Source organism: Clostridium sp. chh4-2 (genome assembly GCF_002899675.1).
Taxonomy (GTDB): domain Bacteria; phylum Bacillota; class Clostridia; order Lachnospirales; family Lachnospiraceae; genus CHH4-2.
The window spans coordinates 1-16790 of the sequence record NZ_PKUU01000019.1; the positions used below are offsets into that span (position 1 = coordinate 1).

A 16790-nucleotide genomic window follows, 5' to 3' on the forward strand; every position below is an offset into this window, starting at 1 on the left:
GGGGCGCTTAGAAACTGATTCGGAATTCAGTTTCTACCTGTCTCTTTCTGTACTTGCGTGTCTAAGAATCACTAAAGGGGTTCCATACGATCCCAATTGTCCTTTTTTCATTCTCCCCCACCCGGGTTCCCGTAAAGACCGCCTCTCCCTTCCTCGCATCTCGATTCCGGGCTGGTTTTCGCTGGCCTGGTTAAAAACAATATTGGTGCGTAGGTATTTATGTAGAATTACATTTACATGGATCATGAAGGGATTTTCTGAAATGCCTTCAGGTTTTACTTTAAACGTCAAGGCATTTCACAAAAAGACCTCACCCTTTACATTAAATCATGAAGGCATTTCTGAAAAAGACTTCACGGTTGATGTAAAAACTTACTCACTACTCCACCAAATCTTTTTTATCCTCAGCTAGCCAAGCAACAGCCGGAAAGAAGGGGAAGCCCAGGCGGGCGGCGAAAGTAATCGGCGAAATGGGATCGTATGGAACCCCTTAGAAGTACTTAGATTCGCAAGGATAAAAAGAGACAGGTAGAAACTGAATTCCGAATCAGGTTCTAAGCGCCCCTTGAGCAGTGAAGTCATAAGGAGTTCACTGCGAATGGGCGCGGTCCTGTCTCTTTTTGTCCTTGCGGGTCTTAGTACATCTTAGGGGCGAATCCCGAATCCCATTTCGCCGATTACTTTCGCCGCCCGCCTGGGCTTCCCCTTCTTTCCGGCGTACCTTAGTCCACTAAATAAAGATTTACGATCGGAACAAGGGATAATTACGGGCCATCTCAATTAGCCTTATCTCCGGTTTGCTGAGCGGCCTGTCATCCCGGTAGATCACTGCGCTCAGCCTGTGGATTCTGGGCGAAAGCGAAAAATAAGTGATGGGCAGTTCCGGCCTCATGCAGGTGCTGGGAATAAATGCCACGCCAACTTGGTTTGCCACCATATTGGTTACTGTGGTCATGTGATTGACCGAGCAGATAGCATCCGTATTAATATTGCATTCTTTTAAAAAGCCGCTGGTCGCATTGCTGACCGTAGAGTTTTTTCGGGGCAGAATAAAATTCTCGCCGGAAAAAGCTTCGGACAGCATGGATGATGTCAGGGCTTTTTTCTTGTTTTCTTCCGTGCAGAAGGGGTGGGAGGAGGGAACTGCGAATAAGATCTCCTCCTGTCCCAGAATTTCGCTGCAGTTTTCAAATTTCTTGACTGAAGTGGTGGCCACAAAAGCGATATCGATGCTTTTTTCTTCCAGCAGCTTTTCCGTGGGAGTCAGGTTTCCTTCAAATAATTCCAGACTCACTTCAGGAAATTCCTTTTTCAGAATAGGAATCAGTTCGGACACCATCTTGAGGGACCAGATGGATGTGGTGGCAACATTGATATGGCCGGAATTGGTGATTTCCGCAATGCTGCGGTACAGTTCGTTTTTCATATCCACCATTTTCTGTGCGCAGTCCACGTACATGTTCCCTGCTTTTGTGGGGATCAGTTCTCCTTTTACACGGGTGAACAGAGGAGTGCCCAATTCCTGCTCCAGTTTGGCCAGGTACTGACTGAGAGAGGGCTGGGATACATAGAGCTTTTCAGCGGCCTTGCGCATGTTTTTTTCATTTGCAATTTCTATGATATAGGATAGATATCGGGTGTCCAATTTAGGAGTCCTTTCTTTCGATGTTTAATAGGCGTGGATTATTAAAACGATAATAATTGCCAATTGGTGAATTTCACGTCGCTATAGTATAATGAGCCTATGAAAGTTGTGCATCTTGTATATAGGTAATTTATATTATATCAATCTGCATAAAAAAAGCAATAGCATAGAAACGGGAGGAGTTAAAATGGGGCATTACATAGTCAAACGCGTGGGCCAGATGGCAGTGATTTTATTGCTGATTTCAATCTTTGTTTTTCTGCTCATGTCATTTATACCAGGAGATCCGGTTTATGCGATGATGGGGGAAGAAGTTTCCCAGGAAGAATACGACCGGGTTTATCATGAACTGGAATTGGACAAACCGGTGATGGTGCGGTACGTCAGCTGGCTGACAAAGGCATTTCGCGGAAATCTGGGCCAGTCCACCCAGTTTCATAAGCCGACGGTGGACGTGCTTTCAGAGCGGGTTCCCGTCACTTTATATCTGTCGTTTATTGCATTCATTATCAGCGTTCCTCTTGGAATCCTGTTTGGGGTTATCAGCGCGGTATTCCGCGGAAAGGCGGCGGATAACGTGGTGACGCTTTTGGCAAATATCACGGCCTGTCTGCCTCAGTTCTGGATCGGAGTGCTGGTGATGTATGTATTTTCCTTAAAGCTGGGCTGGCTTCCTTCCTATGGATTTACATTTCCGTGGGACGATTTTTCGGCCAGCATGCGCCAGACGGCCATGCCGCTGTTCTGCCTGGCATTGGGAGGAATTGCTACCACCACGAGACAGACAAGATCCAGCATGTTGGAAGTGATCCGGCAGGATTATGTGAGAACGGCCAGGTCAAAAGGTCTGACGGAAAAGAAAGTCATCTTCGTTCACGCGCTGAAAAATGGACTGATTCCTGTTATCACCATTCTCGGCATGAGATTGGGCGCTATGCTGGGCGGCTCCATGTTTGTGGAATCCGTATTCTCCATTCCGGGCATGGGCTCTCTGTTCGTAAAAGCCATTACGTCCAGGGATATGCCGGTGGTTCAGGCCTGTGTGCTGATTACCGCGGTAGTTGCCTGTGCGGTGAACCTTTTAACAGACATTTTATATGCGGTGGTAGACCCGCGTATCCGGGTGGAATAGATTGGTGAGGAAAGCCGTGGTGCGGCGGAATGAGAGGAAAAGATGGGCAAAAGCAGATATGATAAACTATTAAAATTTACCAGAACACTTTTTTCCAGAAAAATAGTGTCGTTCAGCGGATTTTTTATCCTGCTGTTCCTTGTGATAGCGGTGTTCGCACCGGTTGTTGCGCCTTATGATCCTGACTTTGCGGATTTTGCGGCTTATCTTCAGGGGCCGTCCAGCCTGCATTTTCTGGGAACGGATTCCTATGGGCGGGATGTTTTAAGCAGAATAATTTACGGAACCAGGGTCAGCCTGATTATCGGCGTGCTGGCGGTTGTGGTCGCCTGTGCGGTAGGCACCTTTTTCGGCATGGTGGCCGGATATTTCGGCGGTCTGGTGGATGATGTGATCAACCGTCTTACCGAGGCCATCCGCGCGATTCCTCAAGTAGTGCTGGCCATGGCGTTAACAGCAGTTTTCGGAGGCGGAATCAGAAACTTGGCATTGATTCTTGGAATTTCATCCATGGCAGGATATGTGAGAATGATGAGGGGACAGGTACTTTCCATAAGAGAGTCCGACTACATTATGGCGGCGAAATTGCAGGGAAATAAGAACTTTCAGCTGATGTTTAAACACATTCTGCCCAACAGCATTTCCCCGATCATTGTAATGATGACCCAGCAGGTAGGCAATACTATCCTGTCTGAGGCGGGCCTTAGCTTTTTAGGACTTGGAATCAGCGCGCCTACCGCATCCTGGGGCAGCATGGTCAGCGAGGGGCGCATGTTCCTTCTCCAGAATCCTGTATTTGCGCTGACTCCCGGCATCTGCGTGGCGGTTTTGGTTATCAGCCTGAATATGTTCGGCGACGGCATAAGAGATGCGCTGGACCCGAGGCTTCGCGGGGAGATTTAAACAGCAGTTTTGGATGAAAAAGCTGCTTATGCGGCAGTAAGGAGTAGAGATGAAACATTTATTAGAGATAAAGGACATCCGCACGTGCTTTCGGACTGATGGGAAGGATGTCCATGCGGTAGACGGTGTTTCCATGTATCTGGATCCGGGGGAGATTATCGGAATCGTAGGAGAGTCGGGCAGCGGCAAATCGGTGACGATGATGAGCATGCTGCAGCTGATTTCTTCTCCGGGCAGGATAACCGGAGGAGAAGTTTACTTAGAGGGCAGCGGCAAAAATATGCTGGACTATGGTGCCAACAGCGAAGAAATGCGCCAGATGCGGGGCGGAAAAGTCAGCATGATCTTTCAGGAGCCGATGACGTCCTTAAATCCGGTTCTGACCATCGGATACCAGATTCAGGAAAATATTATGCTTCATTTAAAAGTATCGAAAGAAGAGGCAAAAGAACGGACGATTAAGATGCTGAAAATGGTCAACATTCCGGATGCAGAGCAGCGGTTTAACTATTATCCGCAGCAGTTTTCCGGCGGCATGCGGCAGAGAATCATGATCGCTATGGCCATGTCGTCGGAACCTACCATATTGGTGGCCGACGAAGCGACCACTGCACTGGATGTTACAACCCAGGCGCAGCTTTTGGAAATGATCCGCGACATTGCGAAAAAGACCAATACGGCTGTCATTATCGTAACTCATAACCTGGGGATTGTGGCCCGGTTTGCGGAAAGAATCTATGTCATGTATTCGGGAAGCGTGGTTGAAACCACCAATACAAAGGAGCTGTTTGCAGAACCGGAACATCCGTATACCAGAGCATTGCTCCGGGCGATTCCAAGGCTGGACGATCCGAAAGACAGAATCCTGATCCCCATCGACGGTCTTCCGCCAAACCCGGCCACCAGGCCGGACTACTGCCCGTTTTACGACAGATGTGAATACCGGGAAGACCGGTGCAAATGCACCTCTAAGCCTCAGCTGACAGAACTTTCAAAAGGTCATTATGCGGCCTGTCTTCTGACTGAGGAAGAAAAATGGCATAAAGCGGCGGAAATAGCGGCAAAAGAGATCAAAAAGGCGCCTCAGAGCGTATGTAAAGATGAAAATTGTCTGGAAGTCAGCGATGTGAAAAAGTATTTTCCGGTATACAAAGGATTGATGAGGAAAAAGGTGGGAGAAGTAAAGGCCATTGAGGACATCACTTTTTCCGTTAAAAAGGGCGAGACGCTGGGAATTGTAGGGGAAAGCGGCTGCGGAAAGACAACTCTGGCCCGGTGTCTGATGAGGGTTTATGAGCCGGAAGACGGTAAGATACTTTTTAATGGTACCGATGTGGCAAAATTGAAGGACAAGGAACTGCAGCCTTTCCGGCCAAAGATATCCATGATCTTTCAGGACCCATTTTCGTCCTTAGATCCGAGGCAGACGGCGGAATCCATTGTGGGAGAGTCATTGAAACTTCACAAGCTGGTGAAGAACAAAGAAGAGTACGATGCCAGGATTGACGAATTATTCCGTATCGTAGGGCTTGATCCGGCGTTAAAATACCGGGTGCCCCATGAGTTTTCCGGCGGACAGAGGCAGAGGATCGGCATCGCCAGGGCATTGTCTTCCAATCCGGATGTGATCATCTGTGATGAGCCGATTTCCGCGCTGGATGTTTCCATTCAGGCGCAGATCATTAACCTGTTGGAAGAACTGCAGGCGAAGCTGGGGCTGACCTATCTGTTTATCGCCCATGATCTTGCCGTGGTAAAACATATTAGTGACCGGATATTAGTGATGTATTTGGGACGGGTGGTGGAAATTGCGGACTGCGGCGAATTGTATGAAAATACGCTTCATCCCTATACGAAAGCCCTTCTTGCGGCGGTGCCGGTGGCTGATCCGGTCATTGAGGAGAGCAGAGAGCGGGTTCCGATCCGGGGCGAGGTGCCAAGTCTTACAAACCGGCCTAAGGGATGTCCGTTCCACGACCGCTGCGATAAGGCGGCGGACCGGTGCCGGCAGGAGGTTCCACAGCTAAAGGATGTGGGAGGGAACCACCAGGTCGCTTGCTTCTATATATAAGTAATAAATGATAACTGTTCAGCGGGTCTGCGCATTTACTGCGTTGACCGTAATAAAACTTAGAACAAATTTAAATAAAGAGGAGGATTATCATGAGAAAGTTAGCAGCAATGGTATTGGCAGGAACAATGCTTTTAGGAAGCATTACAGGGTGTGGAGGTTCGTCGGGCGGCAGCACAGGAAGTACGGCGGCGCCTCAGACGGAACAGGCTCAGACTCAGGCGGAATCAAAGGCAGGGGACAGCCAGGAAACGACGGCAGCGCCGGCGGCAGAGCAGAAAGGCGTTAAGATATCCACCATTGAAGGACCGATCACATTATTTCTTCCCCAGTCATCTTCAACCGGCGACCGCTGGTTTGCTTCACCGGCTGTGGAATCCTTGGGAAGGCTGGCAGAGGACGGAACCACACAGCCGTGGCTGGCAGAAGAATTTATCACCGATCCGGATGCTCTGACATTTACAATTAAGCTGAGAGACGGCATTAAATTCCATGACGGAAGCGTATGCGATGCGGAGGCGGTTGCATGGAACATTGAGCAGTACATAAAAAACGGTAAGAGCGCTGAAATCGACAATCCGAAAGAAGTTACCGTGGATGACAATCTGACGGTAACCGTTCATTATGACGAGTGGGCGAATAACTGGGATACCGTATTGGGCGAGATCTATATTCTCTCCAAAGACGCTTATGAGAAAAATGGAGAAGAGTGGTGCAAAATCAACTGCGTGGGAACCGGACCATTTGTTTTTGACAACTATGTAGCCGGAAGCTCGCTGAAATTTGTCAAGAACCCGGAATACCGGATTGAAGGACAGCCCTATGTGGATTCCGTTGAATTTGTTGTGATTCCGGATACCAACACACAGGTTTCCGCTTTCTTAAACGGTGAAGTCGATATCCTTAATACCATCGACGGTACGGTTATTCAGACGGTTATGGCAGCAGGATTTGAAAATGTAGGCCGTGAGTCGGCTAATATGGCAAACTTAAAATACGTGTTATTTAACAGCAAAAACCCGGAACATCCTACCGGAGATCTGAAAGTGAGACAGGCGATCATGCACTGCATCGACTGGGAAAATGTGGCGAAAGCATTGTCCGGCGGTTTAGGAGAAGCTTCCAACCAGTTTGCAACAAAAGATTCCTGGGCATACAGTCCGGATGCAAAATTCTATGAATACGACGTGGAACTGGCAAAACAGATGCTTACAGAAGCAGGATATCCGGATGGATTTGAAACAAAGATCTATACAATTGCCAGGGACAACGACACCGCAGTTGCACTTCAGGCAGCTTTGGCACAGATCAACATCAAAGCCAGTGTGGAAACTGTGGACAACTCAGTTATGGCCGGAATGCAGAAGGAAGACGATATTGACGGTATTGTAATCGGAAAAGGCGCAGGCCAGATGGATTTCACCAATAACTATATCCGCCTGTATTCTTCCCAGGGAATCAAAAATCACGGCATCATGCTCCGCCCAAAAGAATATGAAGACGCTTTATTCGGAGCAAGAGCGGCTAAAACACTGGAAGAAAAGAAAGAACTGCTTCAGCAGGCGTCCAAAATGCTGGTGGAAGATTATGTGATGCTGTTCCCGATGAGCGTATTATACAACTATTCATTCAGCCAGCACGGCCTTGTGGATACAGGCATGTATTATGTCAGCCTGACACAGTGGACGCCGGAAACAATGCACTGGCAGTAAGGAGAAGAAAAATGCTTGGAAATAAAATTCGCGTACAGCATAAAGTGGAATCAGACTATACGGATGAACAGCTGCTGTTTTTAAAACAGATGGGAATCCAGTACGTTTATGCCATGTTTAAAGATGAACACACGGACTATGATTCTGTGATGTTCTTCATGGACCGCCTCCGCAAATTCGGTTTAACGGCCACAGACGGAGGAAACACCAATATCTATAAAAGCCCCGAAATCCACCTGGGGCTTCCAGGGCGGGATGAGGCCATCGAACGGTATAACAATTTCAACCGCATTCTGGGAAAGGCCGGAATCCCGGTGGTATACATGACTTGGGAACCGAACCAGGTTTTGACCACCTGCTTTGGGGTGGGAGATCACACCAGAGAGGCCATCGGCCGGATTGTGGACATTGAGGAACTGAAAACCCACCCATACAGCCATGGCAGGCTTTATACGAAGGAAGAAATGTGGGAGAACTTCAAATACTGGCTGGACCGGGTTCTGCCGGTATGCGAGGAAGCCAATGTGAAAATTGCCCTCCATCCCAATGATCCGCCGGTAGACTGTCTGTGGGGAATTTCCAATCTGATCACTTCCTCAGAAGACTATAAACACGCGTTTGAACTGGCAGGAAACAGCCCTTATCTGGGAATGAAGATGTGTATGGGCTGCTGGCTGGAAGGCGGAGAGCATTTTGGCAATCTGCTGGAGGATATTGACTATTTTGCAAAAGAAAAGAAGATCCTGATCGTTCATTTCAGAAATGTGAGCGCAACGGTTCCATATTTTGAAGAAACGCTTTTGGAAGACGGCTATATGAATATGTATCATGCGATGAAACAGCTGGTCAAAAATGATTATGACGGAACCATCCATGTTGACCATGTGCCGGTTTATGTGGAATCCTGCGGCGGCGTTTCCTCCTCATTTGCATATTCCAACGGATATATGAAAGCGCTTTTAAACTGTGCCGTTGAAGAGGTAAATAAAGCTTAAAATCATGTTAGGCTGCAGCAGCTTTTGCAGATTGTGAGGAAAGATGAACAAATTATATGATATTGTAGTGGCTGGCGGAGGGCTTGCGGGCACCTTTGCCGCCGTTGCGGCCGCAAGAGAAGGAAAGACGGTGCTTTTGATCGAGCAGAACGGCTATCTCGGAGGCAGTCTGACCGCCTGCGGAGTGGGGCCGATGATGACTGCCCATGCCGGAGAAAAGCAGGTAATTAAAGGCCTGTTTGAAGAAATGGTGGTACGGATGATGCGGGACGGTTATAGCTGCGGCCATATTAAAGATACGACTCAATACGTCAGCTATATCACCCCATTTTCTTCTGAGGGGATGAAGCTTGTGCTGGATGAGATGACTGCGGAAGCGGACTGCCACGTTCTGTTTCATACCTTCGTCGCCCAGGCAGACTGCCGGGACGGAAAGATTACGTCTCTGACAATCTGCAGCAAAGACGGGCTGTCAAAGATCAAAGCAGTGGTTTACATCGATGCTACCGGTGACGGGGATCTGGCCTATATGGCAGGCGCTCCCATGCAGAAAGGCCGCCCCGGAGACGGCCTTTCCCAGCCAATGACAATGAACATGAAGTACGGCAATGTAAACCGGGAAGAGTTGAAAACCTATCTTTTGAACCATTTGGATCAGTTCCCAAGGCTGAAAGAGAACCGCAAACTGATAGAGGAATCAAGCCATTTGGCAGTGGCCGGATTTGCAGACCAGCTTCAAAAAGCAATAAAAGACAAAGAGGTGGGATTTCCAAGAGAAGAGCTTCTCTTTTTCGAAACGGACCGTCCGGGGGAATTTATCGTTAATACGACCAGAATAATAGGAAATGACGGAACCGACGCCCAAAGCCTGAGCGAAAGCGAACGGGAAGGCAGGAAACAATGCGCCCAGCTGGACCGTTTTTTAAGAAGAGAAGTTCCGGGATTTGCCGATGCATATCTGGAATTAACAGGGCCTTCTGTGGGCGTGAGGGGGTCCAGACAGCTGAAGGGAAGATATGAATTACAGACCTCCGATATCCTGTCAGGCACCATGTTCGATACCAGAATAGCCCTGGCTGCCTATCCCGTGGACGTCCATAATCCGGACGGATCAGGCACCTCCAGCTGCTTTGAAATGGGAGAAAAAGGCTGTTACAGCATTCCGTATGAAATCATGTTTTGTGATGAGATCGCCAACCTTTTGGTGACCGGAAGATGCGTATCGGCCAGCTTCGAAGCCCAGGCCGCGATCCGCACAACGCCTACTACAGCAGCTATGGGGCAGGCCGCCGGTCTGGCGGCGGCGTTATCTTTAGAAAGCGGAATCCCGCTGGCGGAAATTGACAGGAAAAAGCTTCAGAAGAAGCTTATGGAACAAAATGTGGTTTTATTGGTATAAGGAAGTTCGAAAGAGGGGACAAAAAAAGAAGACACAGCCATTTTCCGGGCTCGTCTTCCTTTTTTGTCCCATTTTTAAAGATTTTTTCTAAGAATTGGGTTAAAATATTACAATTTATTTTTCCCGAAGCCACTAACTATTCTTCTTTTTGAAAAGCGGATATTCCCTGACTAAATTCATAAAATCCACCTCGGCGTCGCTGAAAGCCAGCGTTTTACTGTGAATCATGGCATTAATCCGCTCTAACCTTGGAGTTATGGAATAGTAGCAGATGTCTAACCCCAGCGTGGCGTCGGCGCAGGAGGACGGGATAAATGCAACGCCCAGATTATGTGATACCATATTTCTGACCGTATTCATGTTGCTGATCTCACAGATAATGCTGGGGGTGAAATTGCAGGCGGCCAGATTCCGGTCGATCATTCCGCGGAAGCTGGAAGTCTGTTTCGTTAATATAAAATTCTCTTTTTCAAACTGCCGCACGAGATCGATCAAATCCATATGTCCAACCCCATCCGGCTTTGGGTGAGTGTCAAAATATGTATTTTGGCCTGATATGGCAAAAAGCAGTTCTTCATATCTTAATATCTCACCATATCCCTGCAGTGCGTCAATGGAATCTGTGGTTATGATGGCAATATCAATTTCTCCGTCTGTGACCAGCTTTTTTAAAACCCGGTGGTTTTCCTCGAAAATCTCAATTGTGATTTCAGGATGTTTGACCCGAAATTGTGTGGTGAGAACCGTCATCATGGTGTTTCCCCAAATGGAGTTAATCCCCACCTTTATGTGAGTTGGGCTGGATAGGCTGGCAATGTCCCGGATCAGCTCATTTTTTAAAGCAATTATTTTTTGAGCACATTCTAAGTACAGCTGTCCGGCCGGAGTCAGCGTCATGTTTCCCTTTTGCCGGTAGAACAAAGGGGTTCCCATCTCGTCTTCTAACCGTGACAGGTATTGGCTTAAAGAGGACTGGGACACGAACAGCTGCTCTGCCGCTTTATTCATATTTCTCTGTTTTGCTATTTCTATAAAATAAGTGAGTTGTTTCGTATTCATCGTATTTTCCCTTTTAATAAGTTTTTTTAAGTATGGTACATAAGAAAAAGTGATCAAAACATCAATTTTAAGTATTTGTATAAAAGATATATAAGAACTATAATGAGTATATGATATTTGTGCAAAACGACATGGATGTATTAAGGAGGAGTGAAAAAAGCTATAAAAATTTATAATGATATGCGGTTTATATACAAATATTTATTCTGATTATTATAGCAGAAGTTGAAAGCGTTGAGAAGCATTATTAAGGAAGAAAGAAGAAAAACGCGGACAGAAGAGAGGAGAAAAGTTTATGGGATCTTATATTGCGAAACGAACGGGACAGATGATCTTAATCATTTTCCTGATATCCATTTTTATCTTTATGCTGGTTTCCCTGATCCCCGGCGACCCGGTATATGCGATGCTGGGTGAGGAGGTTTCACCGGAGGAATACCAGAGAGTGTATCTGGAACTTGGGTTAGATAAGCCGGTTATCGTAAGATATTTCAGCTGGCTGTTCAATGCCCTTCAGGGAAATTTAGGAATGTCCACACAGTTCCATAAAAACACGATCGATGTGCTGGCGGAAAGAATTCCGATCACTTTATTCTTATCCTTTGCAGCATTTTTAATCAGCATTCCGCTGGGAGTATTTTTCGGAGTTGTCAGTGCGGTAAAACGCGGTAAGACAGCGGACGTGGTTGTTACCTTATTAGCCAACATCACCGCCTGCCTTCCTCAGTTCTGGATCGGCCTTTTGGTGATGTACCTGTTTTCCATGAAGCTTGGCTGGCTCCCGTCTTACGGCTTCACATGGCCCTGGGAGGATTTTTCCACCAGTATGAAGCAACTGGTTATGCCGCTGTTCTGCCTGGCTCTTGGCGGTATCGCAACGGTAACAAGGCAGACCCGTTCCAGTATGCTGGAAGTCATCCGACAGGATTATGTTAGAACCGCCCGTTCCAAAGGTCTGACCGAGAAAAAAGTAATCTTTATCCATGCGTTGAAAAATGGCCTGATCCCGGTTATCACCATCCTGGGCATGAGGCTGGGCGCCATGCTTGGCGGTTCCATGTTTGTGGAGTCGGTGTTCTCCATTCCGGGTATGGGTTCCCTGTTTGTAAAAGCCATTACCTCCCGTGATATCCCGGTTGTACAGGCCTGCGTGCTGGTGACTGCGCTGGTTGCATGTACGGTCAATCTGATCACCGATATCCTTTATGCAGTGGTTGACCCGCGGATTCGTTTGGAATAAGGGGCAGAATAGGAGGAAACGATGATGAATACAAAACTCAGGAAGTTTTTTGGAGCCATGTTCTCCAGAAAGATAGTTATTTTCGCATTTGTGGTGGTGGTGTTGTTTATCTTCACCGCACTGTTTGCCCCGTTAATCGCCCCTTATGATCCCAATTTTGCGGACTTTGCAGCATATCTTGCAAAGCCGTCGGGGGCTCATCTGCTGGGTACGGATTCTTACGGGCGTGATGTAATGAGCCGGATTATCTTCGGCGCCCGCGTCAGTCTGATTATCGGCGTGCTGGCGGTTATCATCGCCTGCGCCATCGGAACCTTTCTCGGAATGGTGGCCGGATACTTCGGCGGAATCGTGGATGACGTGATTAACCGTATGACCGAGGCAATCCGTGCGATTCCTCAGGTAGTGCTTGCTATGGCTCTGACGGCAGTGTTCGGAAGCGGAATCAAAAACCTGGCCATTATCCTGGGAGTATCGTCCATGGCCGGTTATGTGCGTATGATGAGGGGGCAGGTGCTTTCCATCAAACAGTCGGACTATATCATGGCCGGAAAGCTGCAGGGAAACAGCAACTTCCAGCTGATGTTTAAACATATCCTGCCCAACAGCATTTCCCCGATCATCGTAATGATGACCCAGCAGGTAGGAACGACGATCCTGTCGGAAGCGGGCCTGAGCTTTTTAGGGCTTGGAATCAGCGCGCCGACGGCATCCTGGGGAAGCATGGTGAGCGAGGGACGTCTGTTCCTGCTCCAGAGCCCGGCCTTTGCGCTGGCGCCCGGAATCTGCGTGGCAATACTTGTTATCTGCCTGAACATGCTTGGTGACGGAGTGCGTGACGCACTGGATCCAAGGCTCAGAGGCGAGATCTAAAAGGAGGAAGAGGGAATGACGAAACATTTGCTGGAATTAAAGGGAATCCGCACCAGCTTCCGTACCGATGGAAAACAGGTTCAGGCGGTGGACGGGGTGTCCATGTATCTGGACCCGGGAGAGATCATAGGAATCGTAGGGGAATCGGGAAGCGGAAAGTCCGTGACGATGATGAGCATGCTCCAGTTAATCAGTTCGCCGGGTAAGGTGAACGGCGGAGAGGTGTACATAGAGGGAAGCGAGAAAAACATGCTGGAATATGACGCGCAGAGCGAAGAGATGCGTCATATGAGAGGCGGAAAGGTGAGCATGATCTTCCAGGAGCCGATGACATCCTTAAATCCGGTGCTGACGATCGGGTACCAGATCCAGGAAAACATCATGCTGCACCTGAAACTGAATAAAGAAGAGGCGAAAGCCAGAACCATCGAGATGTTAAAGATGGTGAACATCCCGGACGCGGAGCAGAGGTTCCACTATTATCCGCAGCAGTTTTCGGGAGGAATGAGACAGAGGATCATGATCGCCATGGCCATGTCCTCCCAGCCGCAGGTGCTGGTGGCGGACGAGGCGACAACTGCATTGGATGTAACCACCCAGGCGCAGCTGCTGGAAATGATCCGAGACATCGCAAAGAAGACCAATACAGCGGTTGTGATTGTAACCCACAACCTTGGAATTGTGGCAAGGTTTGCGGAGCGGATCTATGTCATGTACTCGGGAAGCGTGGTGGAAACCACCTCGGCAGGCGAGCTGTTTGCAGATCCGGAGCATCCGTATACGAGGGCGCTGTTACGTGCGATTCCGAGACTGGATGACCCGAAAGACCGGATACTGATCCCCATAGACGGCCTGCCGCCGAACCCGGCGTCCCGTCCGGAGTACTGTCCGTTCTATGACCGGTGCGAGTACCGGGTGGACCGGTGTAAAGAGGGAAAGAGGCCGGAATTAGCAGAAGTTTCTCCGGGACATTTCAGCGCATGCGTGCTGACGGCAGAGGAGAAGGCGCAGAAGGCAGAAGAGATCGCCAAGAAAGAGATCAAGAAAGCGCCGAAATCCGTAATTCAGGCAGAAAATTGTCTGGAAGTGAAGAATGTAAGGAAATATTTCCCGGTTTACAAGGGAATGATGAGGAAAAAAGTTGGAGAAGTAAAGGCCATTGAGGAGATCACCTTCCACGCAAGGAAAGGCGAGACCCTGGGAATTGTAGGGGAAAGCGGATGCGGAAAAACCACTCTTGCCCGCTGTATTATGAGAGTTTACCAGCCGGAAGAAGGCGAGATTTTATTTAATGGTACGGATATCGCTAACTTTACGGATAAACAGCTGGCGCCCTACCGTTCAAAGATCGCGATGATCTTCCAGGACCCGTTTTCATCCTTAGACCCAAGACAGACGGCAGAGGCCATCGTGGGTGAATCTTTGAAGCTTCATAAGCTTGTTAAGAATAAAGAAGAGTATGACAAACGGGTGGATGAGCTGTTCCGCATCGTAGGCTTAGACCCGGATTTGAAGGGGCGTGTGCCTCATGAGTTTTCCGGCGGCCAGAGACAGAGAATCGGAATCGCCAGAGCGCTGTCCTCGAACCCGGATATGATTATCTGTGATGAACCAATATCGGCGCTGGATGTATCGATTCAGGCGCAGATCATTAACCTGCTGGAAGAATTGCAGGCAAAACTGGGGCTGACCTATCTGTTTATCGCCCATGATCTTGCGGTGGTAAAACACATCAGCGACCGGATACTGGTTATGTATTTGGGGCGTGTTGTGGAGATCGCAGAATGTGAAGAACTGTATGAAAATACCCTTCACCCTTACACCAAAGCATTATTGTCGGCCGTTCCGGTTGCCGATCCGGCGGTAGAGGCGAAGAGGGAACGAGTAGAGATACGCGGAGAGGTGCCGAGCCTTACAAAGCGCCCGACCGGCTGTCCGTTCCATGACAGATGTGACCGCGCTACGGATCGCTGCAGGCAGGAAGTGCCCCAATTGAGGGATGCCGGCAATGGACACCAGGTAGCATGTTTCTTATATGAATAAAATCAGGAGAGGTACGAACTTATGACAGCAAAAGCTGTTATGAAAATATAAAGGAGGATTACTATGAAAAAAACAAAAAAATCATTGGCACTATTAATGGCGGCGGCTATGGCGGTTACCGGATTGGCCGGATGTTCAAAATCCACCCCGGCTCCTACCACAGGAGCTCCTGCAGCTGAGTCTGCAGCAACTACAGCGGCAGGCGGAGAATCTTCAGCAGCAGAATCCGCAGCGCCGGAAACCACGGGAAAACAGACCGGAGGAAGCATTAAAATCTCCACCCCACAGACATTGAACACATTTTTTATGCCTCAGTCTTCTTCTACAGGCGACCGTTTTACGGCTGCTCCTGTTCTGGAATCTTTAGGACGTGTGGATGCAGACGGAAATTATTATCCATGGCTGGCAGAAGAATTTGTAACTGACCCGGATGCACTGACATTTACAATTAAACTGCGTGACGGCGTGAAGTTCCACGATGGTTCCGTATGTGATGCAGACGCGGTTGCATGGAATATTCAGCAGTATATCGACAATGGTAAAGCCAGCGAGATCGGTAGCCCTGAAAAAGTGGAGGTTGTGGACAATCTTACCGTTAAGATCCAGTACAGCGAATGGGCTAATAACTGGGATAATGTTATCAGCGACATTTTCATCTGCTCCAAAGAAGCATATGAGAAGAACGGCGTAGAATGGTGCCAGATTAACTGTGTAGGTACAGGTCCTTTCGAATTCGTATCTTATGTTGCAGACAACTCTGTTAAATACAAAAAGAACGAAAATTATCGTATCGAAGGACAGCCATATGTGGATGAACTGGAAATCGACTTCATTTCCGACTTAAATACACGTGTATCTTCTCTTCTTAATAAAGAAGTGGACGTAGCCATGAAATTTGAGAACAGCGAGATCATCAACACCATTAAAACCGCAGGATTCGAGAGCATCGGCCAGAGAAATGCCAACGTTGCCGATATTAAGCACATCATCTGGAACAGCAAGAGCGACAAACATCCGATGGGTGATTTAAAAGTGCGTCAGGCAGTTATGCACTGCATCGACTGGGAAAATGTAGCTTTGACATTGTCAGGCGGATTAGGCGAGGCAACACCTCTGTTCTGTACCAAGGATTCCTGGTCTTACAGCCCGGATGCAGAATTTTATGAGTACAATGTGGAATTAGGAAAACAGATGCTGGCAGAAGCCGGATATCCGGATGGATTCAGCACCAAGATCTATACAACATCACAGAATAATGATACAGCTACTGCATTCCAGGCATGCCTGAAATTAATCAACATCGATGCTGCAGTAGAGACCATTGACAGTTCCGCACTGGCAGCTATGCAGAAAGAAGACGATATCGACGGATTCATCGCAAACCGCGGCGCCAGCAAGATGGACTTCACAAACAACTATATCCGTTTGTATTCTTCAGAGGGAATTAAGAACCACGGCATCATGCTCCGCCCTGCAGAATTTGAAGATCCGTTATTTGCTGCAAGATCAGCTAAGACAATCGAAGAGAAGAAAGAAAATCTGCAGAAAGCAGCAAAAGCTTTAGTTCAGGACTATGTAATGATTACACCTCTCAGCGTTGTATATTATCAGACATTTGCACAGCCAAATGTAAAAGATATCGGTATCTACAGTGTGAACCTGGAACAGTGGACTCCGGAAGCAATGTATATTGCGGAATAACAATACATAAAGATTGG

13 protein-coding genes are annotated in these 16790 nt (G+C 48.1%); 11 read left to right on the plus strand and 2 right to left on the minus strand.

Annotated elements, in window-relative coordinates; all coding sequences use genetic code 11:
- Positions 1 to 412: hypothetical protein (locus C0033_RS27325; protein ID WP_207656880.1), on the plus strand; the 412-nt coding region annotated here is incomplete at its 5' end.
- A 330-nt stretch (positions 413 to 742) separates the two neighbouring features.
- Here the strand turns inward: C0033_RS27325 and C0033_RS18210 are convergent.
- Positions 743 to 1645 (minus strand): LysR family transcriptional regulator, encoded by a 903-nt coding sequence (locus C0033_RS18210; protein ID WP_180994808.1) that lies wholly within the window; start codon positions 1643 to 1645, stop codon positions 743 to 745.
- Between the two features lie 187 nt (positions 1646 to 1832).
- Between C0033_RS18210 and C0033_RS18215 the strand changes: the two genes are divergently transcribed.
- The 6 genes from C0033_RS18215 to C0033_RS18240 all read left to right on the plus strand — a co-directional run bounded on the left by C0033_RS18215 (position 1833) and on the right by C0033_RS18240 (position 9857).
- Positions 1833 to 2777 (plus strand): ABC transporter permease, encoded by a 945-nt coding sequence (locus tag C0033_RS18215; protein ID WP_103229335.1) that lies wholly within the window; start codon positions 1833 to 1835, stop codon positions 2775 to 2777.
- 42 nt (positions 2778 to 2819) lie between these two features.
- Positions 2820 to 3680, plus strand: a complete 861-nt coding sequence (locus C0033_RS18220) for an ABC transporter permease (RefSeq protein WP_103229336.1) — start codon at positions 2820 to 2822, stop codon at positions 3678 to 3680.
- A 49-nt stretch (positions 3681 to 3729) separates the two neighbouring features.
- A complete protein-coding gene (locus tag C0033_RS27675) occupies positions 3730 to 5751 on the plus strand; it encodes an ABC transporter ATP-binding protein (RefSeq protein ID WP_103229337.1) in 2022 nt (673 codons plus the stop codon).
- Between the two features lie 92 nt (positions 5752 to 5843).
- Positions 5844 to 7463: an ABC transporter substrate-binding protein gene (locus C0033_RS18230; protein WP_103229338.1), complete on the plus strand. Its 1620-nt coding sequence runs from the start codon at positions 5844 to 5846 to the stop codon at positions 7461 to 7463.
- Positions 7464 to 7474: 11 nt separating this feature from the next.
- Positions 7475 to 8458: a mannonate dehydratase gene (locus tag C0033_RS18235; protein ID WP_103229339.1), complete on the plus strand. Its 984-nt coding sequence runs from the start codon at positions 7475 to 7477 to the stop codon at positions 8456 to 8458.
- A gap of 43 nt (positions 8459 to 8501) precedes the next feature.
- Entirely contained in the window at positions 8502 to 9857 is a 1356-nt protein-coding gene (locus C0033_RS18240) for an FAD-dependent oxidoreductase (protein WP_103229340.1), read from the plus strand.
- Between the two features lie 132 nt (positions 9858 to 9989).
- Here C0033_RS18240 and C0033_RS18245 read toward each other — a convergent pair whose 3' ends face one another.
- Positions 9990 to 10916 carry a LysR family transcriptional regulator gene (locus C0033_RS18245; RefSeq protein ID WP_103229341.1) on the minus strand — a complete coding sequence of 309 codons (927 nt, stop codon included), beginning with the start codon at positions 10914 to 10916 and terminating at the stop codon, positions 9990 to 9992.
- A gap of 295 nt (positions 10917 to 11211) precedes the next feature.
- On the opposite strand from C0033_RS18245, the gene C0033_RS18250 reads away from it, so the two are divergent.
- From C0033_RS18250 to C0033_RS18265, 4 genes are all read left to right on the plus strand, one after another.
- Positions 11212 to 12156 (plus strand): ABC transporter permease, encoded by a 945-nt coding sequence (locus tag C0033_RS18250; RefSeq protein ID WP_103229342.1) that lies wholly within the window; start codon positions 11212 to 11214, stop codon positions 12154 to 12156.
- Positions 12157 to 12177: 21 nt separating this feature from the next.
- Positions 12178 to 13029, plus strand: coding sequence for an ABC transporter permease (locus tag C0033_RS18255; RefSeq protein WP_103228279.1), 852 nt, complete (start codon positions 12178 to 12180; stop codon positions 13027 to 13029).
- Positions 13030 to 13044: 15 nt separating this feature from the next.
- On the plus strand, positions 13045 to 15072 hold the full coding sequence (locus C0033_RS18260) for an ABC transporter ATP-binding protein (protein ID WP_103229343.1): 2028 nt from the start codon (positions 13045 to 13047) through the stop codon (positions 15070 to 15072).
- Positions 15073 to 15135: 63 nt separating this feature from the next.
- The gene (locus tag C0033_RS18265) at positions 15136 to 16773 is read left to right on the plus strand and encodes an ABC transporter substrate-binding protein (protein WP_103229344.1); all 1638 of its coding nucleotides are present in this window, start codon (positions 15136 to 15138) and stop codon (positions 16771 to 16773) included.
- The last annotated feature ends 17 nt before the right edge of the window (positions 16774 to 16790 follow it).